Raw genomic sequence first — 23,695 nt, forward strand, 5'->3', positions numbered from 1 at the left:
TGCGCCGAACACGTCAAGCGGATCAGCAGGCGCCCTCGTCCTGCCAGGGGCCCCACTCCGAGGCGCCGGGCACCTCGTTCTGGGTCCACCACTTGGCCTTCCAGTTGTGCTTGCCGTACGAGACCTCGTTGTCCTTGGTGTACACCGCCGCCGAGCTCCAGGCGGCCTTGCAGGAGACGCCCGGGGTCGGCGTCGGGGTCGGCGTGGGGGTGGGGGTCGTGGTGGGCGGGGTGACGCCCGCGAACTTCACCGAGTACTTGGCGAAGTCCCAGGAACCCTGCGCCACGCTCGAGCAAGTCCCCGACGTACGGCCGCCGTTGTCGGCCGGGGTGCACTGGCGGTCGCGGTTCAGGGACCAGAACGTGAAGCGGTCCATGTGGTGAGCGGTGGCGTAGTCCAGCACGGTCTGGAAGTCGGCCTGTGTGAAGTACTCGCCCGTGTCGCTGCGGCCGTTCATGCCGGAGAAGCCCTCGTGGGCGTAGGCGGTCGCCTGGTCCCAGCCGAAGGTCGACTGCAGGATCGAGTTGAAGCCGGCCAGCGCCGTGGTCTGGCTCGCCGCCCCGTTGAAACCGCCGTCGAACGGCATGATGGAGAAGTTGTTCGGGGTGAACCCCTGCGACTTGGCCTCCAGCAGCATCTGCTTGCCGAACCAGCCGGTGCCGTCCGCGGTGCCCGCGGTGGTCACGGAGACGTACAGGCCGGGGTTGTTCTGCTGGAGGATCTTCGCCGCGCCGATCTCGTTCCTGATCGCGGCGCTGTTCTCGTACTCCGGCTCCTCCAGGTCGAAGTCGATGGCGTGCAGGCCGTACTTCGTGATGACCTGCTGGTAGGCCGCGGCCGTGGCGGCCGGGTCCGCGCACGTCTGGCCGAGCTTGGTGCCGCCGTAGCCGCCGATGGAGACCGAGACGTCGCCGCCCTTGGCGCGGATGCCGGAGATCACCGACTGGACGGCGGTGTCGGAGGAGACGGGGGAGGTGCCGCCCCAGGTGGGGGAGCAGCCGCCGCCGTTCGGGGCGAGGACGAAGGCCAGCTGGAACGCCTTGAGGCCGGTGGCGTCCATGATGGCGGCCGCGTCCGGCGGGTCGTTGTCCAGCGGCATCAGATAGGGGGCGGCGGCGTACCACCGGTCGCTCAGCGCGGTGGTGGCGCCCGAGGCGCTGGTGGTGACGAGTGCGGTGGTGCCCGCGGCGGCCAGTCCGACGGCGGCCGCCGCACCCAGACATGCGCGAAGAGGTCTCACTGCGTGCCTCCAGGGGGTGGGGGTGGGGTTGCCCAGCGGGGAGTCGCCCCAGCCTCCGGGAGCTGTTGCGGTCACGTCAATGAGTTGGTCTAGTCCAAAGAGGTCTTTGGACTAGACCATGCGATCTCTTTACCCGGGACGTCGGGTGCTCGAGGCCCGGGGCGGTGCCGGGCTCAGTCCGCGCTCTTCCGCAGCACGATCTGCGTCTGCGTGGTCTGGCCGACCAGCCGGTCCCGGTCGTCCCGCAGATCCGTCTGCACCACCAGCAGGGTGCCGCCGACGTGCAGCGGGCGGGCCGTCGCGTGGACCTCCCCGGAGGTGACCGCCCGCAGGAAGTTGGTCTTGGACTCCACGGTCGAGGTGCCGGTGGCCCCCGCCGGCAGGTTCAGGTAGGCGCACACGGCGCCGACGCTGTCCGCCAGCGCCATGAGCGCCCCGCCGTGCAGCGCGCCGCCCGCCGTGCAGACCTCCGGGGACCAGGCGAGGCTGCCTGCCGTGCGCTCGGCGGTGGCCTCGTGCAGCTCGATGCCCAGGCCGGCCGCGAACGGCATGGCGGCCAGCAGATCGGCGGGCCGGGGGACGGCCGGCTCGGACAGGGACATGGGGTACCGCCTCTCGTGGACGCCGTGCTGCTCCGCACGTCGGTCAGGCAGTGTGCCAGCGCTGTCCGGCACGGGCCCGGACCATGGTCGTCATCGCGCCAGCCGGCGCGCGGCCGCCCGGACGCGGCCGCCGAAGGACCGCCCGGGGCGCCGCACCCGCGGCCCCCGCCCCGACGCCCTTCCCCCCCGGAGGGGGACGACCGAATGCGGCCGTGCCGGTTTGCCCGTCCGCCGTCCACGGCGTAGCTCTGCCACGGGTCGGGACACACGAACGGAACGGTGGGCGGTACCGATGGCACGCATTCTGGTGATCGGCGGCGGCGTCGCGGGCACGGCGGCCGCGCTGGGCCTGGACAAGGCCGGACACGACGTCGCCGTCTTCGAGGCGCACCCCGGCACCGCCGAGGACATCGGCGCCTTCCTGACCCTCGCCACCGGCGGCATGCGCGCCCTGGCCCAGATCGACGCCACGGACGCCGTCACCGCCATCGGTTTTCCGCTGACTTCCCTGCGCCTGCTCGACAGCGCGGGCGGCGAGGCGGCGCGCGCACCGCTCGCCGGCGCCGGCGACCCCGCGCTGCGTTACCGCTGCCTGCGCCGCGGCGAGCTGAACGCGGCCCTGCAGGCCGAGGCGGCACGTCGCGGCGTCTCCCTGCGCCACGGGGCCCGGCTGGTGTCCGTGGACCAGGACGGCGACGGCGTGACCGCGCGCTTCTCCGACGGCACCAGCGCCGCCGGAGACCTGCTGATCGGCGCCGACGGCCTGAACTCGGCCGTGCGCCGGCTGGCCGTGGCGCCCGCCGTCCGGCCCCGGTACGCGGGCCAGCGGGTGTACTACGGCTACACGGACGCGGCGCCCGCGCCGGGGGAGACCGGCGTCATCACCATGGTGCGCGGCAGTGCGGCCGCGTTCGGGTACGCGGTCGCGCCGGCGGGGGAGACGTACTGGTTCGCCCGCGTCTCCGGCGACCCCCGGCCCGCCGGTGACGCGCCGGACGCCACGCCCGCGGGTCTGCGGGGCGAACTGCTCCCGCTGCTGCGTGAGGACGCCACGCCCGCCGGGGACATCGTCGCGGCCTGCGGGGAGAGCCTCATGGCCACCGACGCCACCGAGATGCCGCTGGGCACCCCCTGGCGGGCGGGCCGGATCCTGCTCCTCGGCGACGCGGCGCACGCGGCCTCGCCGGCCACCGGGCAGGGCGCCGCCATGGCCCTGGAGGACGCCGTCGTCCTCGCCAAGGCCCTGCGCGACCTGCCGGACCCGCGGACCGCCTTCACCGTGTACGAGCGCCACCGCCGCCCCCGCGCCGAGCACAACATCACCGTCAGCGGCGCCATCTCGCGCGGCACCCACGACCCGGCGCGCGGCGCCGCCGCGGCTCCGGGCGCACCGCGCGAGGACGACGCGCTGAACCGCCTGCTGGACTGGGAGACCCCGCTCGCCGATCGCTGAGGGAGAGAGCCAACTGGGCTGGCTGAAGGGGAAATTGGGCGACCGGTGACGCGGGCTATCCTGCCCGCATGGAGATGATCGACCCGGCGTCGGACGCCCGCCTCGCCCGTACGGCGGCCCGGGCGGGAGCCGCCGTGGTCCGCGAGATGCACGGCGGGCGCCTGGACCGCTTCGAGAAGGCGGCCGGTGACTTCGCGACGGCGGCGGACCTGGCGGCCGAGGAGACCATCCTCGGACTCCTGCGCGCCGCCCGGCCCGGCGACGCGGTCACAGGCGAGGAGAGCGGCAGCAGCGGCGCCGCGGACGCCCGGCGGCGCTGGCTGGTCGACCCGCTGTGCGGAAGCCTCAACTACGCCGTGCGGAACATGCTGGTGGGGGTGAACGTGGCCCTGCGGGAGGACGGCGTCGTCACCGCGGCCGCGACGGCCGACCCGTTCGGGGGCGAGGTGTTCTGGACCGACGGAAACCGCGCCCTGGTCCACCGCGACGGCGTGGACGAGGAGTTGACGCCCTCGGGCGGGTCCCGGCTGGTGGACGTCAACCTCGACCCGCCGTTCCCCAACGCGCCGGACTTCCAGGCGGCCCGGCTGCTCGCCGACCCCGGCTTCGGCCGGCGGTTCCGGCCCCGGGTGGTCTCCACCACCCTCGCGGTGGCCTGGGTCGCGGCCGGCCGCAGGGCCGCGTACGTCACCGACGGAGACCTGAGCGACAGCGTGCACTTCGCCGCCGGAATCGCGCTGTGCCGGGCCGCCGGCTGCACGGTGACCGGCATCCACGGCCAGCCCCTGCACACCGGCGCCGGCGGACTGATCGCGGCCGCCGACGCCGAGACCCACGCCGCGCTGCTGGAGATGGTCAAGAACCAGACACGGTAGCGGAGTTGGCGCAGGGGCACGCCAGGTCGCGCGCATTTCAGGTTTTGACTTCCGAAGGCTTGCCGCCCGCTTGGCTCACCACTTAAATCAAAACATGAACTAAGCCATGGGGTCAGCTTCCTGACCTCCGCAGCCGCATGGAGCCACCACATGAGACTGAGATCCCTGGGCATCGCGCTGACCGCCACGGCCGCGCTGATCGCCCTTCCCTCCACCCATCCACCCGCCGCCGCGGCCGAAACCCCGCTGTCCCAGGGGAAGACGGCCACCGCGTCCTCCGAGGAGAACGCCGGCACCCCGGCCGCCAAGGGCGTCGACGGCGACACCGGCACCCGCTGGTCCTCGGCCGCCACCGACGACCAGTGGTTCCAGGTCGACCTCGGCGCCACCGCCACGGTCAGCCAGGTGGTCCTCAACTGGGAGGCCGCCTACGGCAAGGACTACAAGGTCCAGCTCTCCAAGGACGGCAGCACCTGGACCGACCTGAAGTCCGTCACCGGCTCCGACGGCGGCGTCGACACCCTCGACGTCTCCGGGCAGGGCCGCTACGTACGCATGCTCGGCGTGCACCGCGCCACCCAATGGGGCTACTCGCTCTGGGAGTTCCAGGTCTACGGCACGGCGGGCGGCAGCCAGTCCGGCTGCGGCACCGCGAACGCGGCGCAGGGCAGGCCCGCCGGCGCCTCCTCCACCGAGAACGCCGGCACCCCCGCCTCCGCAGCCTTCGACGGCGACACCGGCACCCGCTGGTCCAGCCAGGCCGCCGACCCGCAGTGGCTGCGGGTGGACCTCGGCTCGGTCAAGGACCTGTGCCGGATCGACCTCACCTGGGAAGCGGCGTACGGCAAGGACTTCCAGCTCCAGGCCTCCGCCGACGGCCAGACCTGGACCACCCTCAAGAGCGTGACCGGCGCGACCGGCGGCACCGCCGCCTACGACGTCAGCGGCACCGGCCGCTACGTCCGGGTCTACGGCACCGCCCGCGGCACCGGTTACGGCTACTCGCTGTGGGAGGTGGCCGTGCACACCGGCTCCACCGGTGAACCGCCCGTCCAGGGCGGCGGCGACCTAGGCCCCAACGTCATCGTGGTCGACCCCTCCACGCCGAACCTGCAGCAGAAGTTCGACGACGTCTTCAAGCAGCAGGAGTCGAACCAGTTCGGCACCGGCCGCTACCAGTTCCTGCTCAAGCCGGGCACTTACAACGGCATCAACGCCCAGATCGGCTTCTACACCTCGATCTCCGGTCTCGGCATGAACCCCGACGACACCCAGATCAACGGCGACGTCACCGTGGACGCGGGCTGGTTCAACGGCAACGCCACGCAGAACTTCTGGCGTTCGGCGGAGAACCTCGCCATCAGGCCGTCCAACGGGACCGACCGCTGGGCGGTCGCCCAGGCCGCCCCGTTCCGCCGCATCCACGTCCAGGGCGGTCTCAACCTCGCCCCGAACGGCTACGGCTGGGCCTCCGGCGGCTACATCGCCGACTCGAAGATCGACGGCACCGTCGGCCCCTACTCCCAGCAGCAGTGGTACACCCGCGACAGCTCGGTGGGCGGCTGGACCAACGGCGTGTGGAACATGACCTTCTCCGGCGTCCAGGGCGCACCGGCGACCAACTTCGACAACGGCCCGTACACCACGCTCGACACGACCCCGGTCTCGCGCGAGAAGCCGTTCCTCTACCTGGACGGCTCCACCTACAAGGTGTTCGTGCCGGCCAAGCGCACGAACGCCCGCGGCGTCTCCTGGCCGGCGAACGCCGGCACCTCCCTGCCGCTCGACCGGTTCTACGTCGTCAAGCCGGGCGCCACCGCCGCCACCATCAACGCGGCCCTCGCCCAGGGCCTCAACCTCCTCTTCACCCCCGGCGTCTACCACCTCGACCGGACGATCGACGTCACCCGCGCCGGCACCGTCGTCCTCGGGCTCGGCCTCGCCACCCTGGTCCCGGACAACGGCGTCGACGCCATGCACGTCGCCGACGTCGACGGCGTGCGGCTGGCCGGATTCCTCATCGACGCGGGACCGGTCAACTCCGACACGCTGCTGCGGATCGGCGATCCCGGCTCCTCCGCCGACCACTCCGCCGACCCCACCACCATGCAGGACGTGTTCGTCCGCATCGGCGGCGCCGGACCCGGCCTCGCCACCAACTCCGTCGTGGTCAACAGCGACGACGTCGTCGTCGACCACACCTGGATCTGGCGGGCCGACCACGGCAGCGGCACCGGCTGGGACACCAACCGCGCCGACTACGGCCTGCGGGTCAACGGCGACGACGTCCTCGCCACCGGCCTGTTCGTCGAGCACTTCAACAAGTACGACGTGTACTGGAGCGGAGAACGCGGACGCACGGTCTTCTATCAGAACGAGAAGGCGTACGACGCCCCGAACGCCGCCGCCGTCACCCACGACGGCATCGTCGGCTACGCGGCCTACAAGGTCGCGGACTCGGTCACCACCCACGAGGCGTGGGGCCTCGGCAGCTACTGCAACTACACGGCCGATCCCACGATCGTCCAGGCGCACGGCTTCCAGGTCCCGGTCGCCTCAGGGATCAAAATGCACGACCTGCAGGTGATCTCCCTCGGCGGCAAGGGCCAGTACGCCCACGTCGTCAACAACACGGGGGCGCCCACCTCGGGGACGGACACCGTCCCCTCCAAGGTGGTCTCGTTCCCGTGACGCACGCCCCGCTCCCGCGCGCCCGCCCGGCGCGCGGGAGCGGGTCACTCCCCGGCCAGCGTCACACGCGGCGGGCGCCGGTAGGTCTCCCGGTACAGGGACGCGAAGCGGCCCGGGTGGTAGAAGCCCCAGCGGGCGGCGATGTCCGTGACCGTGGCGCCGTCGGCAGGGTCGGCGGCGAGCAGGTCGTGGTGGGCGTGCGCGAGCCGCACCCGGCGCAGATGGGCCAGCGGGGTCGTGTCCAGATGGCGGCGGAAGGCGTACTGCAGCCCCCGCACGGTGACCCGCGCCGCCCGCGCGATCTCCGCGACGGTGACGGGCCGGTCGGCGTGGTCGTCGATGTAGGCCAGGGCGCGGCGCAGCATCGCCGGGTGCGCGTCCGCCCCGTCCGGGCCCGGGGGAGCGGCCGTCGCCGTGTTGGGGAACGCCGACAGCACGCTCGCCGCCAGGTGCTGCGCCGCCGTGGACACCACCAGCGGCTGGTCCGCCATGCCGGGGTCGGCGAGCACGTGGTCGCGCACGTAGCCGATGGTTCGGCTCAGCCGCTGCGCGTCGTCCGCCGAGTGCGGCCGGTGCCCGGTCAGCCGGACCGGCCGTTCCCCGGGCCCGTCCGCCCCGGCCACCTGGGTGAGCAGCTCCGGCTCCAGCATCGTGATGTTGTAGCGCGCGTTGCAGATCCGCCCCGAGTACGGCAGGTCGGGCGGTGCGAACAGCGCCACGTCACCGGGTCCGAAGGCGTCCTCGACGCCCTGGAAGGCGTGGTCGCGCACGGTGCCGTCGTGGACGACGCACAGACAGATCCTGCCCAGCGGTGTGACGGAGTAGCTCATCTCGAAGTCCAGCGCGAGTTCGTCGACGCTGAAGGTGTCGGTGCTGCCCCGGTGGATGCGGGCCCGGTTCGACCCCGGCGTGCTGGTGCCGATGCGCATCCGGGCGTACGCGTCGCTGAGGAAGGCCTCCGTGACAGCGAGGTCCGCGCTGTCGAAGTCGAGCGTGCCCATGGAGGCCTGATGCCCCCGATCCTCCGCGGCATCCGTCCTTGACCAGGACGTTTTCGTTCCGTGGACAGCGGCCGCCGGTTCTGTTCGCCTGACGGCTTTCGCGGGCGGCGCCGGTTGCGCAGGGTGATCGCATGAGGGGACACGACGAACAGGCCGACCGGCTCACCGCACTTCAGCGGGAAGTGGACCAGTTGCGGCACGCCGTCGTCTCGCATGCCGTCATCGACCAGGCGATCGGAGTCGTCGTGGCGGTCGGCGGCCTGACTGCCGGGCAGGGCTGGGAGGTGCTGCGGCAGGTCTCGCAGCACACCAACACCAAACTGCGGGAGGTCGCCCGCTGCCTGGTGGAGTGGCCGGCCTCCGGCCTGCTGCCCGACCCGATCGACCGCGCGCTGACCGAGGCGGTGGAGCGCGAGCGTTCCGCGACGGTTCGCACGCCCGCCGACCGGTACGACGCGTGGGCGGTGCGGTGCGTCTCCCCGGAGTGAAACCGCCCGGCGGCCCGATACCCGCCGCCACGGGGTTTGGAGCGGACGCCGGGTGCTACACGGGGAGTGCCGCACCGCCGCACCCGCCACAGTCCGGCCGGGCACCCGGCTCACCGCCGCCCGGACGCAGGCACGGCGGGCGCGCGCCGCGTCACCGTACCCGGACCAGAGGAGGACGGCCATGGACCACTCACGCGCACCCGTGCTGGAGGCCCTGCGGGAATTCCGGCGCCGAGGGGACGTGGTGTTCGGGCCGCCGGGCCACAAACAGGGCCGCGGGACGGACCCGCGCGTCGCCGAGGTCCTGGGCCTCGACGTCTTCCGCTCGGACGTGCTCAGCCTGAACGGCCTGGACGACCGGCGCCAGTCCCAGGGCGTCCTGGAACAGGCGCAGGAACTGATGGCCGACGCCGTCGGCGCCGAGCACGCCTTCTTCTCGACCTGCGGCAGCTCCTTGTCCGTGAAGACCGCCATGCTCTCCGTCGCGGGCCCGGGGGAGAAACTGCTGCTGTCCCGCAACGCGCACAAGTCGGTCATCGCGGCCGTGATCATCAACGGGGTGGAGCCCATCTGGGTCCACCCCAAGTTCGACGCCGAGCGGCACATGGCCCACCCGCCCGAGCCGGAAGACGTGCGCGACCGGCTCCGGGAACACCCCGACGCCAAGGGCATGCTGCTGATCACGCCCACCGAACTGGGCTCCTGCGCCGACATCCGCGGGGTGGCCGACGTCTGCCACGCCGCGGACGTGCCGCTCATCGTGGACGAGGCCTGGGGCGCCCACCTGCCCTTCCACCCCGGCCTGCCGTCCTGGGGCATGGACGCCGACGCCGACCTGGTGGTCACCAGCGTCCACAAGATGGGCGGCGCGATCGAGCAGAGCTCGGTCTTCCACCTCCAGCACGACCGGGTGTCGGTCGACGTGCTCAAACAGCGGGAGGACCTGCTCGGCACCACGAGCGCGTCGTCCCTGGTGTACGCCGCGCTGGACGGCTGGCGGCGCCAGATGGCGGAGCAGGGGCACGGGCTGCTCGACACCGCCCTGCGCCGCGCCGAACGGCTGCGGGCCGCGCTGGACGAACTGCCGGGCCTCGCGGTCATGGGCGACGGGATCGTGCGCGAGGGCCTGGCCGCCGAGTTCGACCCCCTGAAGATCGTCGTCGACGTACGGGACCTGGGCATCACCGGCATGCAGGCGGCCGAGTGGCTGCGGGCCGAGCGGCACGTCGACGTCGGCGGCTCCGACAGCTGCCGGATCAGCGCCTCGATCACCCACTCCGACGACGACGAGACCGAGAAGATCCTCCTGGAGGCGCTGCGTTCCCTGGTGGACGGCGCCGACTCGATCGAACGGCAGCGCCCGGTCCGCCTGCCGGAGCCCCGCGCCCTCGAACTGGAACAGGCGGTCCTGCCCCGTGCGGCCTTCTTCGGCCCGGCGGAGCAGGTACCGGCCGAGCACGCCGTGGGCCGGATCTCCGCCGAGACGATCAGCCCCTACCCGCCGGGCGTCCCGGTCGTTGCGCCGGGCGAGGTGATCACCGAGGAGGTCGTCGACTACCTGCGCAGCGGCATCGAGCACGGCTTCCTGGTCTCCGACTCGGCCGACCCCTCGCTCGAGACCTTCCGGGTGCTGACCCGCCCCTGACCGGCGCGAGCCGAACTGCGCGGCCCGCGCGCAGCACCTAGGGTGGCGGGAGCGGGCGGCCGCGTGCCGGCCCGCCCGCGGGTCAAGAAACGGCCCTCCTCCGAACCCGCTTTCGGCTGCGGGCGGTTGACCCCGCCGACGGTCCCCGGGTCCGGGCGCATGTCCGAAGGGTTGGACGCGCGGACCACGCGCCGCGTTCCCGACCCGACTTCACCCCATGGGACAAGCCGTACGGCTCCCGGTTTCGGACGCCCGGCCCCGGGGACCTAGGTGTGCGGGTCCCCGCGTTCCCCGGAGCCCGTCCCCTCGCACCCCCGGCCGACCTGTCCCCGGAGCCCCGGACCGGCCCCCGTGCGCCGAACACCGCGGACCCCCGTGCCCGGCACGGCATCCATGCGACCAGCGAAGGAATGGTAGTGATGAGCGAGAGCATCCCCGGCAAGCCGGCCCCCGAGACGCCGTCGGTCGCCGAGCCGGCCGAACCCCGCCAGCCGCTGCCCCCGAAGGCCGACCAGACCGGCCCCGACACCGTCTCGCCGACCGGCCAGCCCACCGGCGCCGACCAGGCCCGGATGGCGCAGAGCGGCAGCTACCTCACCGACGCCCAGGGCACCCGGCTGTACGACACCGACCACTCCCTGAAGGCGGGCCCCCGCGGTCCCGTGCTCCTGCAGGACCACCACCTGCGGGAGAAGGTGATGCACTTCGACCACGAGCGCATCCCGGAGCGCGTCGTCCACGCCCGGGGCGCCGGCGTCCACGGCGTGTTCCGCAGCTACGGCACGGCGGCGACCGTGACGAAGGCGGCGTTCCTGGCCGAGGACGTCGAGACGCCGGTGTTCGTGCGCTTCTCCACCGTCCTGGGCTCCCGCGGCTCCTCCGACACCGTCCGCGACACCCGGGGCTTCGCCACCAAGTTCTACACCAGCGAGGGCGTCTTCGACCTGGTCGGGAACAACATCCCGGTGTTCTTCATCCAGGACGCGATCAAGTTCCCGGACGTCATCCACGCCGGCAAACCCCACCCCGACCGGGAGATCCCGCAGGCCCAGAGCGCCCACGACACCTTCTGGGACTTCGTCACCCTGCACACCGAGGCCACCCACCACACGCTGTGGAACATGTCCGACCGCGGCATCCCCCGCTCGTACCGCACCATGGAGGGGTTCGGCGTCCACACCTTCCGCCTGGTCGACGCCGCCGGCGGGACCACTCTGGTGAAGTTCCACTGGAAGCCCAAGCTGGGCGTGCACTCCCTGGTGTGGGAGGAGGCGCAGATCATCAACGGCGTGGACCCGGACTTCCACCGCCGCGACCTCTACGACGCCATCGAGGCGGGCGCCTTCCCGGAGTGGGAGTTCGGCATCCAGACCTTCCCCGACACCCCCGACCAGATGTTCGAGGGCATCGACCTGCTGGACCCGACCAACATCGTCCCCGAGGAACTGGCCCCCGTGCAGCCCATCGGGCTGCTCACGCTCAATCGCAACCCGTCCAACTACTTCGCCGAGACGGAGCAGGTCGCCTTCCACGTCGGCCACCTGGTCCCCGGCATCGACGTCACCGACGACCCGCTGCTGGCCGGCCGGCTCTTCTCCTACCTGGACACCCAGATCACCCGCCTCGGCGGCCCGAACTTCCCCCAACTCCCCATCAACCGGCCGCAGTCACCGGTGAACGACATGCTGCGCGACGGCATGCACCAGACCGCCGTGCACCGTGGCGTCGCCCCGTACCGCCCCAACTCCCTCGACGGGGGCTGCCCGTTCCTCGCCGGGGCCGACACGGGCGCGTTCATCGAGACGCCGGTACGCGTGCCGGAGTCGACCAAGGTCCGCGAGGCCCCCGAGACGTTCGACGACCACTTCAGCCAGCCCCGCCGGTTCTGGCTCAGCATGACCCCCGTGGAGCGCGAGCACATCATCCACGCCTACACCTTCGAGCTCGGCAAGTGCTACGAACAGGCCATCAGGGAGAGGGCGTTGCAGGTCCTCGCCAACATCGACCCGGAACTGTGCGCGGGCGTCGCCGCGGGCCTCGGACTGCCCGCCCCCGAACCCACCGTGCCCCTGGCCGACGTCGAGCCGAGCCCCGCCCTCTCCCAGATCGGCCACACCTGGCCCAGCGACGGCCGGGTCATCGGAATCATCACCGGCCCCGACGGCGACCTCGGCGGCGTCCGGGCCGTGCGCCAGGCGGTGCTGGACAGCGGCATGGTCCCGCTCGTCGTGGCCCCGGCAGGCGGCACCATCGGCGACGGCGCGGACGCCCTGACCGTCCAGCGGACCTACGCCACCGCGCGTTCGGTGGAGTTCGACGCCCTGCTGGTCGCCGGCACCCCCGGGGTCGGCGTCGACGCCTTCGGCGCCCGTGACGCCAAGGCCGGCCTGCCCACGTCGGCGCAGGGCACCCCCGACCCCCGGGTGGGGCTGCTGCTGGCGGAGGCGTACCGGCACGGCAAGGCCATCGGCGCGGCCAAGGGCGGCGACGCCGCGCTGGAGGCGGCCGGCATCCCGCTCGACGCGCCGGGCGTGGTCGTGGGCGACGGCGCCACCGCGGTGCTCCAGCAGCTCAACGGGCTGCTGGGCGCCCACCGGGTCTGGGAACGCTTCCCCGCCGCCGCCTGACCCCCAACGGCGTATCCCAACAGGCGGCCGCCGTGCGCAGCCGGTGAGATGAGAGGGTCCCTACGTCAACCAGTGAGGCAATTCTCATGCGTATGCGCAGCTTCGCCACGGCGGCAGTTCTCGCGGGCTCCCTCGCCCTGGCCGGCACGACGGCCGCCCACGCGGCCGACCCGGGCCCCACGACGGGCACGGCCAGCAACAGCCCGGGCGTCCTCTCGGGCAACGTCACGCAGATCCCGGTCGATCTCGGCCTCAACCTGTGCGGCAACAGCGTCGACGTCCTCGCCCTGCTGAACCCGGCTGCCGGGAACACCTGCACGGTGAAGTGACACGGTCCGGTGCGCCGGTCCCCTCGCAGGAGGGGGCCGGCGCACGGCTGTTCAGGAGGAGGTGCGGCAGAGCAGCAGACAGACGTCGTCGTCGTGCTCGGAGTCGTGCAGCATCGGCTTCAGCAGCGACTCGGCCGCCGCGTCCAGATCCTCCAACTCGGCGGCGCCGAGCGTCTCCAGGGCCTGGGCCAGCCGGTCGATGCCCGCGTCGATCCCGGCCGCCCGCCGCTCCACCAGTCCGTCCGTGTAGAGCGCCAGCGTGGACCCGGGCGGCAGCCGCACGGTGTGCTCCTCGTACTCGTACGCCATCGGCACGCCCAGCATGATCCCCGGTTTGAGGTCCAGCACGCTCACCGCGCCGCCGGGATCGCGGGTGACGGCGGGCGGATGGCCGGCCGCGGCCCACACGACGGCCGGATCGCCCGGGGTGAAGCGGGCCACGGCGCACGTCGCGTACAACTCCGGCTGCTGGTGGAGGAGCATCCGGTGCAGCAGGGTGAGGATGCGGGCCGGGCCGTTGCCCTCGACGGCGTACGCGCGCAGGGCGGTGCGCAGTTGCCCCATGATCACCGCCGCGCGCAGCCCGTGCCCCGTGACGTCCCCTATCACCGCGAGGACGCTGCCGTCGGGCTGCGGGAACGCGTCGTACCAGTCGCCGCCGATGTTCAGGCCGCGGGTCGCGGGCAGATAGCGCGCGGCCAGTGACACGCCCCGGACGTCGGGCAGTTCGGTGAGCTGGGCGCGCTGCAGCGCCTCGGCCACGTCCCGGTGCTGCTCGTACTGGCGGGCGTTGTCCAGCGCGATCCCCGCCCGCCGGCCCAGTTCCAGCAGCATCACGGTGGTGTCCGGGTCGAACCGCTCGCCCGGCGCGGTCAGGGTCAGCACCCCCTGCACCGTGCGCGAGCCCAGCGGGATGCACAGCAGCGGCCGGTCGGGGAAGAGGGCGGAGGGCGGCAGGTCGTCCACGCCCGGCAGCTCGCCGGGGTGCCGGGCCGCGTGCTGCGGGCGGCCCGTGCGGGCCGCGGTGACGGTCGCGGCCGCCCGGTCGCCCGGCGGCGTGCGCTCGTCGTCCGGCAGCCAGATGTCGACGTCGGCGGCGTACTCCGGGACGAGCAGGTCGGGCAGCCTGCGCAGGATGTCGTCGTGCTCCAGGGAGGCGTTCAGGGCCGCGCTCGCGTTCGCCAGGAAGGTCAGCAGCCGCCGGGCGTTCTCCGCCGCGGTGCGGGCCGCCCGCTCGGCGTCCAGCAGTTCGTGCTGCGCCAGCGCGGCCGCCTCAAGCTCGGCGTGCAGCGCCAGCACCCCCTGGTTGGTCTGGTGGAGCTCGTCCCGGTGGAAACTGACCAGCTCCTCCGTCTCCGCCAGGCTCTCCAGCACGGCGTCCGCGTCGGCGTCGGCGTCCAGCAGGGCCTCGGCGAGCCCGGCGTCGTCCAGCCCGGCGGGCGAGGGCGGCGGTGACGCGACCGGGCGGGGGCAGGACAGGGTGTGCCGCCAGGACCCGGGCCGCCCCGGCTGCCGTACCGCGACGTGCAGCCGCCCGTCGGCGTCGACGCGGACGGCGACCTCGGCGCCGCCTTCGGCGACGCAGCGGCGCAGCCGCGCGGTGAACGCGGTCAGGAACCGGGCGCGGTCGAGAGCGGGCAGGCCGGCGTCCGCGGTGAGCCGGGCGAGCACGGCCCGGGCGCGGGCCGCGTCGGCGGTCGAGTCGATGGTCCAGAGGTCACGGGCGGCTGTCATGGGAGCTGGTCCGGCGGTCGGGGGCCAGTACGGCCACACTGGTGTCGTCGCGTACGGGGCGGGCGGGGCTGCTCGCGTCGCGCAGGATCGTGGCGGCCACCACCGTGGGCTCACGGGCGAGCAGCACGGGATCGTCGGGCGGCGACCAGCGGCTCGGCAGCCCGTCGCTGTGCAGGACGAGCAGACTGTCCGCGTGCCACGGCATCGTCCGCAGCGGAACGTGCGCCGGGAAGTAGGCGCCGACGATGCCCGGATGGGAGACGAGGGACGTCCAGGTGTCTCCGGTGCGCAGCCGGGCGCCTGCGTTGCCCACCCCGGCGAAGCGCAGTTCCCGCCGCTCGGTGTCGAGCTGCGCCACCACCGCGGCCGCACCCCGGGTGCGCCGCAGGGCGGTGTGCAGGCGGCGCAGCATCTCCACCGGAGGCAGGTGCGCGGCGGCCCGCAGCTCCTCCACCGCCGCGGTGGAGGCGTGGGCCGCCTTGGCGCCGTGCCCGAGTCCGTCGGCCAGCAGCAGCGTCACCAGGGGACCGGAGTGCACCCAGCCCCAGGAGTCCCCCGAGTGCTCCGCCTGGTCGAGCGCGACGGTGATCCCGCCCGCCGGCGGCTCGTCCCGCGCGGGTGCGCCGGTCCGGCCGGCCTCCTGGTCCACGCGGGCCGCCGCCACCGTGCCACCGCCCGCGACGCTGTACAGGTGGAAGGCGTTCGCCAGCCGGCGGCAGCTTCCGAGGCCCGCTCCGAGCGACCCCTCGGCGGTGCTGAAACCGTCCCGCAGCGCCGTGCCGACGTCCGCGATCCCCGGCCCCCGGTCGAGCGAGCACAACTGCACCGACGGCGCGCCGCCGGCCGGGCCGTCCACCAGGTTCAGCACCATGCGGCCCCCGTCGGCGTGCCTGAGCAGATTGGTCGCCAGTTCGGTGGCGACCAGCGCGGCCGCCGCGGTGCGCTCCTGACCCAGACCGGCGACGGCGCTCGCGGCCTCGGCCGCGACCCGGACGTCCCGTACCCGTGTGGAGTCGTGCACCGGGATCTCCCACACCCGGCCCATCACACCCCCGCCCTGGCCCGCGGCACCGGGGTGACCCAGGCGACGGCCGTGACCGTGGTGCCCCGGCCGGGCTCGGTGTCCACGGCGAACTCCTGCACCAGCCGTTTGGCGCCGCTGAGTCCCAAGCCCAGGCCCCCGCCGGAGGTGTAGCCCTCGGTCATCGCCAGCTCCAGGTCCCGGATGCCGGGGCCCTCGTCGGTGAAGCGCATCCGCAGCCCGTGGACGCCGCCGTGGTGCAACGGGGTGATCTCCGCCTGCCCGCCGCCGCCGTGCACCAGCGTGTTGCGGGCCAGCTCACTGGCCGCGGTCACCAGTTTGGTCTGCTGCACCAGGCCGAAACCGAGCTGCGCCGCGTACTGCCGCACCTGCTGGCGGACGTAGGCCAGATCCCCGTCCGAACCGATCGGCAGGCAGGCCGCCGAGCAGGCCCGGTCCGACGACGCCGGCATCACGACTCCTCCGGCGACAGCAGTTCCATGGCGCGGTCGACGTCCAGGGCGGTGGTCAGTCCGGGCAGCGTGAGTCCCAGTTCGACCAGCGTGATCGCCACCGCCGGCCGCATGCCGGCCAGCACCGTGCGGGCCGCCAGCAGCCGGGCCGTCGACGCGATCTCCGCGAGCACCCGGCCCAGGAAGGAGTCCACGATGTCGACGCCGGAGATGTCGATCACCACGCCGGTCACGCTGCTGGTCGCGATGCGGCTGGAGATGTCGTGCTGGAGCTGTTCGGCCATGCCGTCGTGCAACTCGCCCTGCAGCGAGACGAGCAGGATGTCGCCCAGTGCCAGGACGGGCACCTGGGCCTGGCCGGAGAAGGGCTGCATCACCGCGCGCCCGCCCCGGCGTCCGTGCGCGCGGAGACCTCGATGCCCTGCCGGCCCAGCGCGTAGGCGAGCGCGTCGGCCAGCGAGGCGCGGGTGATCACCGTCCCCAGGTCGATGCCGAGCTGGACGATCGTCTGCGCGATGGCCGGCCGGATGCCGGAGACGATGCACTCCGCCCCCATCAGCCGCGCGGCGGCCACCGTCTTCATCAGGTGCTGCGCGACCAGCGAGTCCACCGTGGGGACACCGGTGATGTCCAGGATCGCGTACCGGGCCCGCTGTTCGACGATCGCCTCCAGCAGGGACTCCATGACCACCTGGCTGCGCGCGCTGTCCAGGGTGCCGATCAGCGGCACGGCGACGGTGCCCTCCCACAACTGGATGACGGGCGTGGCCACTTCGAGCAGTTGCTGCCGCTGCCGGTGGATCAGGTCCTCACCCGCGTGCAGCGCCGTCTCCATCACCACCAGACGCAGGGTACTCATGATCAGGGTGAGGGCGAGCGCCGCGTCCTGCGCGTCCGGACCCGCCGGGTCGGGGAACTCCTCGCGCAGCAGCTCGACCGCCGGTCCGCGCAGCCAGGCCACCTCGCCGGAGATCTGCGCCGGGCTCGATCCCGTACGGGACCGGGTCGCGGCCATACGGCCCAGCTGCTCGCGGACCGTGCCGAAACCGGGGGCGTCGATGTCCTCGAACCGGCCGCTCATCGCCACGTCGACGAGCGCGTCCAGCACGGCCTTGCACGCCTCGACCGCCTCGTCGCGGGAGACGGTGAACACCGAGCGGAACAAGGGGGCGTCCGCCCAGCGCTGCGCGATCTGCTCCTGACGCCGCTCCAGAAAAGCGCTCACCACACGCGACGTCGACTCGGCAGCATCCTGCTCCGGCACGTACATCCACTCCTTCCGCACGGCCCGGCTCCGCCGTCGTCCGGCCGGTTCCGGGCCGATGGCCTCCCTACGACTGACAACAGGGTCCGCGCCGACGAGCGGCCGAACCCCGGAAGGCCCGGCGGCCGAAGCCGCCGGGCCGGTGTCGGAGGCCGTCTACCCCGGATCAGGAAGACCTCTCCGCAGTGTTAGACAGATCACTCGCGCGTGGGACGGATCAGATCGCCCCGCCGCCGCCCGGACCGCCCATCTCGCCGCGCCACGCCCCGGTCTCCCGGCCGCCGCGCTGCTCGATGAAGTCCTTGAACCGGTGGAGATCACCGGAGACCCGCCGCTTGACCACGCCGAGCTTGTCGCCGACCGTCTCGGCGAGTCCCTCGGGTTCGAACTCCAGCTGCAGCATGACCTTCGTGGTGGAGTCGTCGATGCGGTGGAAGGTGACGACGCCGGCCTGCTTGGCCTCGCCGTCGACGGTGGTCCAGGCGACCCGCTCGTCCGGCCGCTGCTCCGTGATCGCGGCGTCGAACTCCCGGCGCACCCCGCCGACGTTGGTCACCCAGTGGGTGAGGGAGTCGGTGCGCTGCTCGATGCGCTCCACCCCCTCCATGAACTCGGGGAACGTCTCGAACTGGGTCCACTGGTTGTAGGCGGTGCGCACCGGGACGCCGACCCGCACGGATTCCTCGACCTGCGACATACAGGAACACCTCTCGTTCTCGTCGGCTGTACGAGGAGCGGGTTCCTGTTTGCCGCCAAGTCATGCACACGATCCCGCGATCGGGTGACACGAGGGCCGGGCGCGGACGCGGGCGGCGCCCGTCAGTCCCGGGCCGGCGCCGGCGCCTCCCGGCCTCCGGCGACCGGTTCGCGCGGCTCCCGCGACTCGCGGCCGGCGCGCCGCCGGCGCAGCAGCAGGCGTCTGGCGGGCCGCTCCACCGCCTCGTACAGCACCCAGGACAGCGCGAGCGACACGGCGAAGGCGACCGCCGTCACCGCCAGGCCCGCCAGCAGGCCGAAGTGCGGCTTCGTACCGAGCAGTTGGGTGCCCGCGCGCAGGACCAGCAGGTGGACCATGTAGAAGGCGAACGACAGCTCCCCGAGCCGCACCAGCCGCCGGCGCCGCCACAGGGAGGGCAGGCCGCGCAGGTCCGCGACGGCCGCGGCCGGGATGAGCAGGGCGAACCCGGCGATGGTGCAGACGGTGGCCGAGTAGCCGGGCGTGACCTGGGGCACCAGGAAGTAGCCGATGACCGCCAGCGCCAGGGCGGCCTCGAGGCCGGGCCCGCGCCACCGGCCGAGCAGTACCAGCCGGGCCGTGACGGCGCCGAGCACGAACTCCGGCAGCCGGGCGGCGGGCATCGAGTACAGGGCCTGCTCGGTCCAGTGGTGGGCGTCCGCCCGGGCCAGCACCAGCACCGCCACCACCGACAGCACGCCCAGCACCGCCGCGCCCCGGGCGCCCAGCCGGCGCAGCAGCAGGAACAGCAGCGGGAACGCGGCGTAGAAGAACGCCTCGCAGGCCAGCGACCAGCTCACCGGGTTCAGCGTCTGCCACCAGGGGCGCCACCACGAGTGCACCAGCAGCAGGTTGGACAGCGCCTGCCCGGAGGACGGTCTCGGCTGGCGCGGCAGCGTGTACGCCATGAGCAGGGCGATGCCCAGGGTGACCACGTGCACCGGGTAGACGCGGGCGATCCGCCGCCGCCAGAAGGCCGGTGCGCGGTCGTGGGGCCGCGCGGACCACGTCAGCACGAATCCGGACAGCACGAAGAAGAACGACACACCCGTGGCGCCCGCCCCGAAGCCCCACAGGACGATACGGCCGGGCTCGCCGCCGAAGTAGCCGAAGTTGTTCACGTGCAGCCCGAAGACCAGCAGTGCCGCGACCCAGCGCAGCCCGGTCAGGGACGGCAGGGCGGGCCGGGCGGCCGGCGGGGCGGAGCCGGCTCCGGTCCCACCGGTCCGTGCGGGCGGCGTCCGGGTGGACCGGGTCGTCGCCGTGGTCATCACATCACCTGCCGCAGAGGGGTCGCGTGGGGCATAAAGGGGACCCTTGCCCGGTCGCCCCTCCGCATTCACACCACGTCGCGAACATCACACTGCTGCCGAACGAACGGGTCCGCCGTATGCCACGGACGGCCGCCGCCGGGCATCCCTACGAGTGACAGGCCCGTGATCCGTGTGGTCCACCGTCGAAGCGGGGTGCGGCGCTCGTTCCGCCGGACGAAGGCCGGTCGCGCGCACAGCGGCGGAGAGGGCAGGATTCGAACCTGCGTGGACCCCTGGCGGGGCCCGACCTCGAGACGTGCTCTTGGTCCCCGATCAACCACTCCGGGCACCTCTCCCTGTTCCCGGCCCGGTCTCCCGCGCCGTTCACGACCACTACGTTGCCAGGCCCCGCTGACCGCGCCCTGACCCTCCGCTGACGCCGGCCGACCCGCGCTCACCCGTTCGGAGGACCCGTCGGCTCGGCGCGCCGCCCGGCGGGCCGAGCGGCCACAAGATGCGTTCACACGACGTCCCGGGCGATGCCGGGCGAAACCACGCGCAGGCGAACACCGGGCGTCGCCGAGTAGCCAGAATTGCATCGTTCGTTTTCTTGAACCCTTCGTGTTTACAGGGGTAGGTTCGGCCCATGACCGCATCCGGTGCTCCGACCACCGCCGAGGAACTGCGCGGTGCCGGCCTGCGCGTGACGGCGGCCCGGGTCGCGCTCCTGGAGACAGTCCGGGACGGTGACCACCTCGGCGTCGAGGCGATCGCGTCCGGGGTCCGCGACCGTGTGGGCCACATCTCCCTGCAAGCCGTCTACGAGGCACTGCACGCGATGACGGCGGCGGGCCTCGTACGGCGGATCGAGCCGGCCGGCAGCCCCGCCCGGTTCGAAGGACGCGTCGGCGACAACCACCACCACATCGTGTGCCGGTCGTGCGGTGCCCTCGCCGACGTCGACTGCGCGGCCGGCGAGGCGCCCTGCCTCACCGCGTCCGACGACCGCGGCTTCTCGATCGACGAGGCCGAGGTCGTCTACTGGGGCACCTGCCCCGACTGCTCCACCGGCCGTATCTCCTGAGTTTTCGAGTTCCTGAGTTCCTGAGCACAGAGTTCCGTTCCGTTCGGAAGGATTGCCATGACTGAGAACCACGACGCGATCGTCACAGACGCGAAGTCGGAGGAGCCGAGCGGCGGCTGCCCCGTCGCGCACGGGCGGGCCCTGCACCCGACCCAGGGTGGCGGCAACCGTCAGTGGTGGCCGGAGCGGCTCAACCTGAAGATCCTTGCCAAGAACCCGGCCGTCGCCAACCCGCTGGGCGCGGAGTTCGACTACGCCGAGGCGTTCAAGTCCCTGGACCTGCCGGCCGTGAAGCAGGACATCGCCGAGGTGCTCACCACCTCCCAGGACTGGTGGCCGGCCGACTTCGGGAACTACGGCCCCTTCATCATCCGGATGGCCTGGCACAGCGCGGGCACCTACCGCATCAGCGACGGCCGCGGCGGCGCCGGCGCCGGCCAGCAGCGCTTCGCCCCGCTGAACAGCTGGCCCGACAACGCCAACCTGGACAAGGCCCGCCGGCTGCTGTGGCCGGTCAAGAAGAAGTACGGCCAGAGCCTGTCCTGGGCCGACCTGCTGGTGCTCGCCGGCAACGTCGCCCTGGAGTCCATGGGCTTCGAGACCTTCGGCTTCGCCGGCGGCCGCGAGGACGTGTGGGAGCCGGAGGAGGACGTCTACTGGGGTCCCGAGACCACTTGGCTGGACGACAAGCGCTACAGCGGCGACCGCGAGCTGGAGAACCCGCTCGGCGCCGTCCAGATGGGCCTGATCTACGTCAACCCGGAGGGCCCCAACGGCAACCCGGACCCGATCGCCGCGGCCCGCGACATCCGTGAGACGTTCCGCCGCATGGCCATGAACGACGAGGAGACCGTCGCCCTGATCGCCGGCGGCCACACCTTCGGCAAGACCCACGGCGCCGGCCCCGCCGACCACGTCGGCCCCGACCCGGAGGCGGCCGGCTTCGAGGAGCAGGGCCTGGGCTGGCGGAGCAGCTACGGCACCGGCAAGGGCGCCGACGCCATCACCTCCGGCCTCGAGGTCACCTGGACCTCCACGCCCACCCGGTGGAGCAACGGCTTCTTCGACAACCTCTTCGGCTACGAGTGGGAGCTGACCGAGTCGCCGGCCGGCGCCAAGCAGTGGAAGCCGAAGGACGGCGCGGGCGAGGGCACCGTCCCGCACGCCCACGACTCCTCGAAGAGGATCGCCCCGTCGATGCTCACCACCGACCTGGCGCTGCGCTTCGACCCGATCTACGAGCCGATCTCCCGCCGCTTCCACGAGAACCCGCAGGAGTTCGCGGACGCCTTCGCCCGCGCCTGGTACAAGCTGACCCACCGCGACATGGGCCCGAAGTCGCTGTACCTCGGCCCGGAGGTTCCGGAGGAGACCCTGCTCTGGCAGGACCCGCTGCCTGAGCGCGAGGGCGAGCTGATCGACGACGCCGACATCGCGGCCCTCAAGACCAAGCTGCTCGACTCGGGCCTGACCGTCTCCCAGCTCGTCACCACCGCCTGGGCGTCCGCCTCCACCTTCCGCGGCAGCGACAAGCGCGGCGGCGCCAACGGCGCCCGCATCCGCCTCGAGCCGCAGCGCGGCTGGGAGGTCAACCAGCCCGACCAGCTCGCCCTGGTGCTGCGCACGCTGGAGAGCGTCCAGCAGGAGTTCAACGCCTCCTCCGGCGCCAAGCGGGTCTCCCTCGCCGACCTCATCGTCCTCGGCGGTGTCGCGGCCGTGGAGAAGGCCGCGAAGGAGGGAGGCTTCCAGGTCGAGGTGCCCTTCACGCCCGGCCGGGTCGACGCCGGCGAGGAGCACACCGACGCCGAGTCCTTCGAGGCCCTGGAGCCGACCGCGGACGGCTTCCGCAACTACCTCGGCAAGGGCAACCGCCTGCCCGCCGAGTTCCTGCTGCTGGACCGGGCCAACCTGCTGACGCTGAGCGCCCCCGAGACGACCGTCCTGGTCGGCGGCCTGCGCGTGCTGGGCGTGGGCGCCGAGGGTTCCCAGCTCGGCATCTTCACCAAGACGCCCGGCTCGCTGACGAACGACTTCTTCGTCAACCTGCTCGACCTGGGCACGACCTGGTCCGCGACCACCGAGGACCAGACCACGTTCGAGGGCCGGGACGCCGCCACGGGCGAGGTGAAGTGGGCCGGCAGCCGCGCCGACCTGGTCTTCGGCTCGAACTCCGAGCTGCGCGCGCTCGCCGAGGTCTACGCGGGCGACGACGCGAAGGAGAAGTTCGTGAAGGACTTCGTCGCCGCCTGGGACAAGGTCATGAACCTCGACCGGTTCGACCTGGCCTGACCGACCCGCCGAGGGCGTCCGGCCCGGCCCGCACGGGCCGGACCGGGCGCCCTCGCCCGTGCCGGCGCGGGCCCGCGCCGGCACGGGCGCGAAGGGTCCGGCGACGAAGACCGTCGCCGGTACTGCGGTCGCGGCGGTCGGGGTGCACGATGGTGAGGTGGCGATCCGGATCCCGATCCGGATCCTCCGGACGCCGAGCGGGCCCGCGCGTCCCGGCGCGCGGCCGCCGGCAGGCGAGAGGAGGCGGCGGCCGATGACTCGGACACCTCCCACGACGGTGACCCGCGACCGGCTGTGGCGCTGGCGGCGCAACCCACTGCGCCGGCACAGCGACATCGTCGAGGGCTGGGTGGTGCTCGCCACCTGGATCCTCGCCGTGCTCGGCGCCGTCCTCGGGGGCTGGGCGGCCGCGCACTCCGTGGACTCGACGCTGACCGCGCGGCGGGCCGAGGTGCACGCCGTCTCCGCGGTCCTCACCGACGGCGCGATGAAGACCCCGGCCGCCGGCAGCGGCTACGACGACGGCCGGGTCTGGGCCACGGCCCGCTGGACCGGCCCGGACGGCAAGGTGCACATGGACCGGACGAAGGTCCTGCCGGGCGCTGCCGCCGGAACCCAGGTCACGGTGTGGACGGACCGCACGGGCCGGGCGGTGCCCGCGCCCGCCTCGGCGGCCGAGGCCATGCTGCAGACGCTCCTCACCGGCGCCCTGGTCGCCCAGGTCACCGGCACGACGGTGTGGGCCGGCGGCTGGCTGGTCCGCAACGCGCTGGTGCGGCGCAGGCTGGCCGAATGGGACGAGGAGTGGAAGCGCGTCGGCCCGGAGTGGCGCAACTTCAGCGGCGGCCGGGGCTGAGACCCCCACCGCAGCCGTCGCGCCCTGCGCACCC

Annotated in this window: 20 protein-coding genes and 1 pseudogene; 10 read left to right on the forward strand and 11 right to left on the reverse strand. The window is 73.0% G+C overall.

Annotated elements, in window-relative coordinates; all coding sequences use genetic code 11:
• Positions 1–22 precede the first annotated feature (22 nt).
• Together ACZ7JA_RS30890 and ACZ7JA_RS30895 are read right to left on the reverse strand one after the other, a co-directional pair.
• Positions 23–1,240, reverse strand: coding sequence for a chitinase (locus tag ACZ7JA_RS30890; protein WP_404028937.1), 1,218 nt, complete (start codon positions 1,238–1,240; stop codon positions 23–25).
• Between the two features lie 173 nt (positions 1,241–1,413).
• Complete coding sequence (locus ACZ7JA_RS30895; protein WP_389298074.1) at positions 1,414–1,842, reverse strand: PaaI family thioesterase; 429 nt, start codon at positions 1,840–1,842, stop codon at positions 1,414–1,416.
• A 292-nt stretch (positions 1,843–2,134) separates the two neighbouring features.
• Here ACZ7JA_RS30895 and ACZ7JA_RS30900 point away from each other — a divergent pair, with 292 nt between their 5' ends.
• The 3 genes from ACZ7JA_RS30900 to ACZ7JA_RS30910 all read left to right on the forward strand — a co-directional run bounded on the left by ACZ7JA_RS30900 (position 2,135) and on the right by ACZ7JA_RS30910 (position 6,861).
• A complete protein-coding gene (locus ACZ7JA_RS30900) occupies positions 2,135–3,295 on the forward strand; it encodes an FAD-dependent monooxygenase (RefSeq protein ID WP_470811635.1) in 1,161 nt (386 codons plus the stop codon).
• Positions 3,296–3,363: 68 nt separating this feature from the next.
• On the forward strand, positions 3,364–4,170 hold the full coding sequence (locus ACZ7JA_RS30905; RefSeq protein ID WP_470811637.1) for an inositol monophosphatase family protein: 807 nt from the start codon (positions 3,364–3,366) through the stop codon (positions 4,168–4,170).
• Positions 4,171–4,320: 150 nt separating this feature from the next.
• Positions 4,321–6,861 carry a discoidin domain-containing protein gene (locus tag ACZ7JA_RS30910; protein ID WP_470811639.1) on the forward strand — a complete coding sequence of 847 codons (2,541 nt, stop codon included), beginning with the start codon at positions 4,321–4,323 and terminating at the stop codon, positions 6,859–6,861.
• A 44-nt stretch (positions 6,862–6,905) separates the two neighbouring features.
• On the opposite strand, the gene ACZ7JA_RS30915 is transcribed toward ACZ7JA_RS30910, so the two are convergent.
• Complete coding sequence (locus ACZ7JA_RS30915) at positions 6,906–7,862, reverse strand: helix-turn-helix domain-containing protein (protein WP_470811641.1); 957 nt, start codon at positions 7,860–7,862, stop codon at positions 6,906–6,908.
• Between the two features lie 131 nt (positions 7,863–7,993).
• Between ACZ7JA_RS30915 and ACZ7JA_RS30920 the strand changes: the two genes are divergently transcribed.
• The 4 genes from ACZ7JA_RS30920 (at position 7,994) to ACZ7JA_RS30935 (ending at position 12,951) form a co-directional block, all read left to right on the forward strand.
• The gene (locus ACZ7JA_RS30920; RefSeq protein WP_470811643.1) at positions 7,994–8,350 is read left to right on the forward strand and encodes an ANTAR domain-containing protein; all 357 of its coding nucleotides are present in this window, start codon (positions 7,994–7,996) and stop codon (positions 8,348–8,350) included.
• Positions 8,351–8,531: 181 nt separating this feature from the next.
• Entirely contained in the window at positions 8,532–9,995 is a 1,464-nt protein-coding gene (locus tag ACZ7JA_RS30925) for an aminotransferase class I/II-fold pyridoxal phosphate-dependent enzyme (RefSeq protein WP_470811645.1), read from the forward strand.
• 419 nt (positions 9,996–10,414) lie between these two features.
• The gene (locus ACZ7JA_RS30930; RefSeq protein ID WP_470811647.1) at positions 10,415–12,622 is read left to right on the forward strand and encodes a catalase; all 2,208 of its coding nucleotides are present in this window, start codon (positions 10,415–10,417) and stop codon (positions 12,620–12,622) included.
• A gap of 92 nt (positions 12,623–12,714) precedes the next feature.
• On the forward strand, positions 12,715–12,951 hold the full coding sequence (locus tag ACZ7JA_RS30935) for a chaplin (RefSeq protein WP_351666277.1): 237 nt from the start codon (positions 12,715–12,717) through the stop codon (positions 12,949–12,951).
• A 51-nt stretch (positions 12,952–13,002) separates the two neighbouring features.
• On the opposite strand, the gene ACZ7JA_RS30940 is transcribed toward ACZ7JA_RS30935, so the two are convergent.
• The 8 genes and pseudogenes from ACZ7JA_RS30940 to ACZ7JA_RS30975 all read right to left on the reverse strand — a co-directional run bounded on the left by ACZ7JA_RS30940 (position 13,003) and on the right by ACZ7JA_RS30975 (position 19,788).
• On the reverse strand, positions 13,003–14,685 hold the full coding sequence (locus tag ACZ7JA_RS30940) for a PP2C family protein-serine/threonine phosphatase (protein WP_470811649.1): 1,683 nt from the start codon (positions 14,683–14,685) through the stop codon (positions 13,003–13,005).
• Entirely contained in the window at positions 14,669–15,730 is a 1,062-nt protein-coding gene (locus tag ACZ7JA_RS30945) for a SpoIIE family protein phosphatase (RefSeq protein WP_470811651.1), read from the reverse strand. The genes ACZ7JA_RS30940 and ACZ7JA_RS30945 overlap by 17 nt, the downstream gene beginning before the upstream one ends.
• Positions 15,730–16,179, reverse strand: coding sequence for an anti-sigma regulatory factor (locus tag ACZ7JA_RS30950; protein WP_470811653.1), 450 nt, complete (start codon positions 16,177–16,179; stop codon positions 15,730–15,732). The genes ACZ7JA_RS30945 and ACZ7JA_RS30950 overlap by 1 nt, the downstream gene beginning before the upstream one ends.
• Positions 16,179–16,553 (reverse strand): STAS domain-containing protein, encoded by a 375-nt coding sequence (locus ACZ7JA_RS30955; RefSeq protein WP_389450290.1) that lies wholly within the window; start codon positions 16,551–16,553, stop codon positions 16,179–16,181. The genes ACZ7JA_RS30950 and ACZ7JA_RS30955 overlap by 1 nt, the downstream gene beginning before the upstream one ends.
• Entirely contained in the window at positions 16,553–17,449 is an 897-nt protein-coding gene (locus ACZ7JA_RS30960) for an STAS domain-containing protein (protein ID WP_470811872.1), read from the reverse strand. Before ACZ7JA_RS30960 ends, ACZ7JA_RS30955 begins: the two co-directional genes overlap by 1 nt.
• 211 nt (positions 17,450–17,660) lie before the next feature.
• Positions 17,661–18,140, reverse strand: a complete 480-nt coding sequence (locus ACZ7JA_RS30965) for an SRPBCC family protein (protein ID WP_351666287.1) — start codon at positions 18,138–18,140, stop codon at positions 17,661–17,663.
• A gap of 122 nt (positions 18,141–18,262) precedes the next feature.
• Positions 18,263–19,450 (reverse strand): acyltransferase family protein, encoded by a 1,188-nt coding sequence (locus ACZ7JA_RS30970; protein WP_470811656.1) that lies wholly within the window; start codon positions 19,448–19,450, stop codon positions 18,263–18,265.
• A gap of 242 nt (positions 19,451–19,692) precedes the next feature.
• Positions 19,693–19,788, reverse strand: a pseudogene (locus ACZ7JA_RS30975).
• A 290-nt stretch (positions 19,789–20,078) separates the two neighbouring features.
• Between ACZ7JA_RS30975 and ACZ7JA_RS30980 the strand changes: the two are divergent.
• The 3 genes from ACZ7JA_RS30980 to ACZ7JA_RS30990 all read left to right on the forward strand — a co-directional run bounded on the left by ACZ7JA_RS30980 (position 20,079) and on the right by ACZ7JA_RS30990 (position 23,661).
• The gene (locus tag ACZ7JA_RS30980; RefSeq protein WP_351666291.1) at positions 20,079–20,516 is read left to right on the forward strand and encodes a Fur family transcriptional regulator; all 438 of its coding nucleotides are present in this window, start codon (positions 20,079–20,081) and stop codon (positions 20,514–20,516) included.
• Positions 20,517–20,573: 57 nt separating this feature from the next.
• Positions 20,574–22,805, forward strand: coding sequence for a catalase/peroxidase HPI (gene katG / locus ACZ7JA_RS30985; protein ID WP_470811658.1), 2,232 nt, complete (start codon positions 20,574–20,576; stop codon positions 22,803–22,805).
• A 253-nt stretch (positions 22,806–23,058) separates the two neighbouring features.
• Positions 23,059–23,661 (forward strand): Rv1733c family protein, encoded by a 603-nt coding sequence (locus ACZ7JA_RS30990; protein ID WP_351666295.1) that lies wholly within the window; start codon positions 23,059–23,061, stop codon positions 23,659–23,661.
• Positions 23,662–23,695: the final 34 nt, after the last annotated feature.

Source organism: Streptomyces sp. NPDC038135 (assembly GCF_055601245.1).

Bases quoted from the DNA above. Each gene is read 5' to 3' on its own strand.
- ACZ7JA_RS30915 (WP_470811641.1), bottom strand. From the start codon at position 7,862: ATGGGCACGCTCGACTTCGACAGCGCGGACCTCGCTGTCACGGAGGCC.
- ACZ7JA_RS30960 (WP_470811872.1), bottom strand. From the start codon at position 17,449: ATGTACGTGCCGGAGCAGGATGCTGCCGAGTCGACGTCGCGTGTGGTG.
- ACZ7JA_RS30980 (WP_351666291.1), top strand. From the start codon at position 20,079: ATGACCGCATCCGGTGCTCCGACCACCGCCGAGGAACTGCGCGGTGCC.
- ACZ7JA_RS30920 (WP_470811643.1), top strand. From the start codon at position 7,994: ATGAGGGGACACGACGAACAGGCCGACCGGCTCACCGCACTTCAGCGG.
- ACZ7JA_RS30990 (WP_351666295.1), top strand. From the start codon at position 23,059: ATGACTCGGACACCTCCCACGACGGTGACCCGCGACCGGCTGTGGCGC.
- ACZ7JA_RS30965 (WP_351666287.1), bottom strand. From the start codon at position 18,140: ATGTCGCAGGTCGAGGAATCCGTGCGGGTCGGCGTCCCGGTGCGCACC.
- ACZ7JA_RS30950 (WP_470811653.1), bottom strand. From the start codon at position 16,179: ATGCCGGCGTCGTCGGACCGGGCCTGCTCGGCGGCCTGCCTGCCGATC.
- ACZ7JA_RS30910 (WP_470811639.1), top strand. From the start codon at position 4,321: ATGAGACTGAGATCCCTGGGCATCGCGCTGACCGCCACGGCCGCGCTG.
- ACZ7JA_RS30940 (WP_470811649.1), bottom strand. From the start codon at position 14,685: ATGACAGCCGCCCGTGACCTCTGGACCATCGACTCGACCGCCGACGCG.
- ACZ7JA_RS30970 (WP_470811656.1), bottom strand. From the start codon at position 19,450: ATGACCACGGCGACGACCCGGTCCACCCGGACGCCGCCCGCACGGACC.
- ACZ7JA_RS30955 (WP_389450290.1), bottom strand. From the start codon at position 16,553: ATGCAGCCCTTCTCCGGCCAGGCCCAGGTGCCCGTCCTGGCACTGGGC.
- ACZ7JA_RS30925 (WP_470811645.1), top strand. From the start codon at position 8,532: ATGGACCACTCACGCGCACCCGTGCTGGAGGCCCTGCGGGAATTCCGG.
- katG (WP_470811658.1), top strand. From the start codon at position 20,574: ATGACTGAGAACCACGACGCGATCGTCACAGACGCGAAGTCGGAGGAG.
- ACZ7JA_RS30930 (WP_470811647.1), top strand. From the start codon at position 10,415: ATGAGCGAGAGCATCCCCGGCAAGCCGGCCCCCGAGACGCCGTCGGTC.
- ACZ7JA_RS30945 (WP_470811651.1), bottom strand. From the start codon at position 15,730: ATGGGCCGGGTGTGGGAGATCCCGGTGCACGACTCCACACGGGTACGG.
- ACZ7JA_RS30935 (WP_351666277.1), top strand. From the start codon at position 12,715: ATGCGCAGCTTCGCCACGGCGGCAGTTCTCGCGGGCTCCCTCGCCCTG.
- ACZ7JA_RS30905 (WP_470811637.1), top strand. From the start codon at position 3,364: ATGGAGATGATCGACCCGGCGTCGGACGCCCGCCTCGCCCGTACGGCG.
- ACZ7JA_RS30900 (WP_470811635.1), top strand. From the start codon at position 2,135: ATGGCACGCATTCTGGTGATCGGCGGCGGCGTCGCGGGCACGGCGGCC.
- ACZ7JA_RS30895 (WP_389298074.1), bottom strand. From the start codon at position 1,842: ATGTCCCTGTCCGAGCCGGCCGTCCCCCGGCCCGCCGATCTGCTGGCC.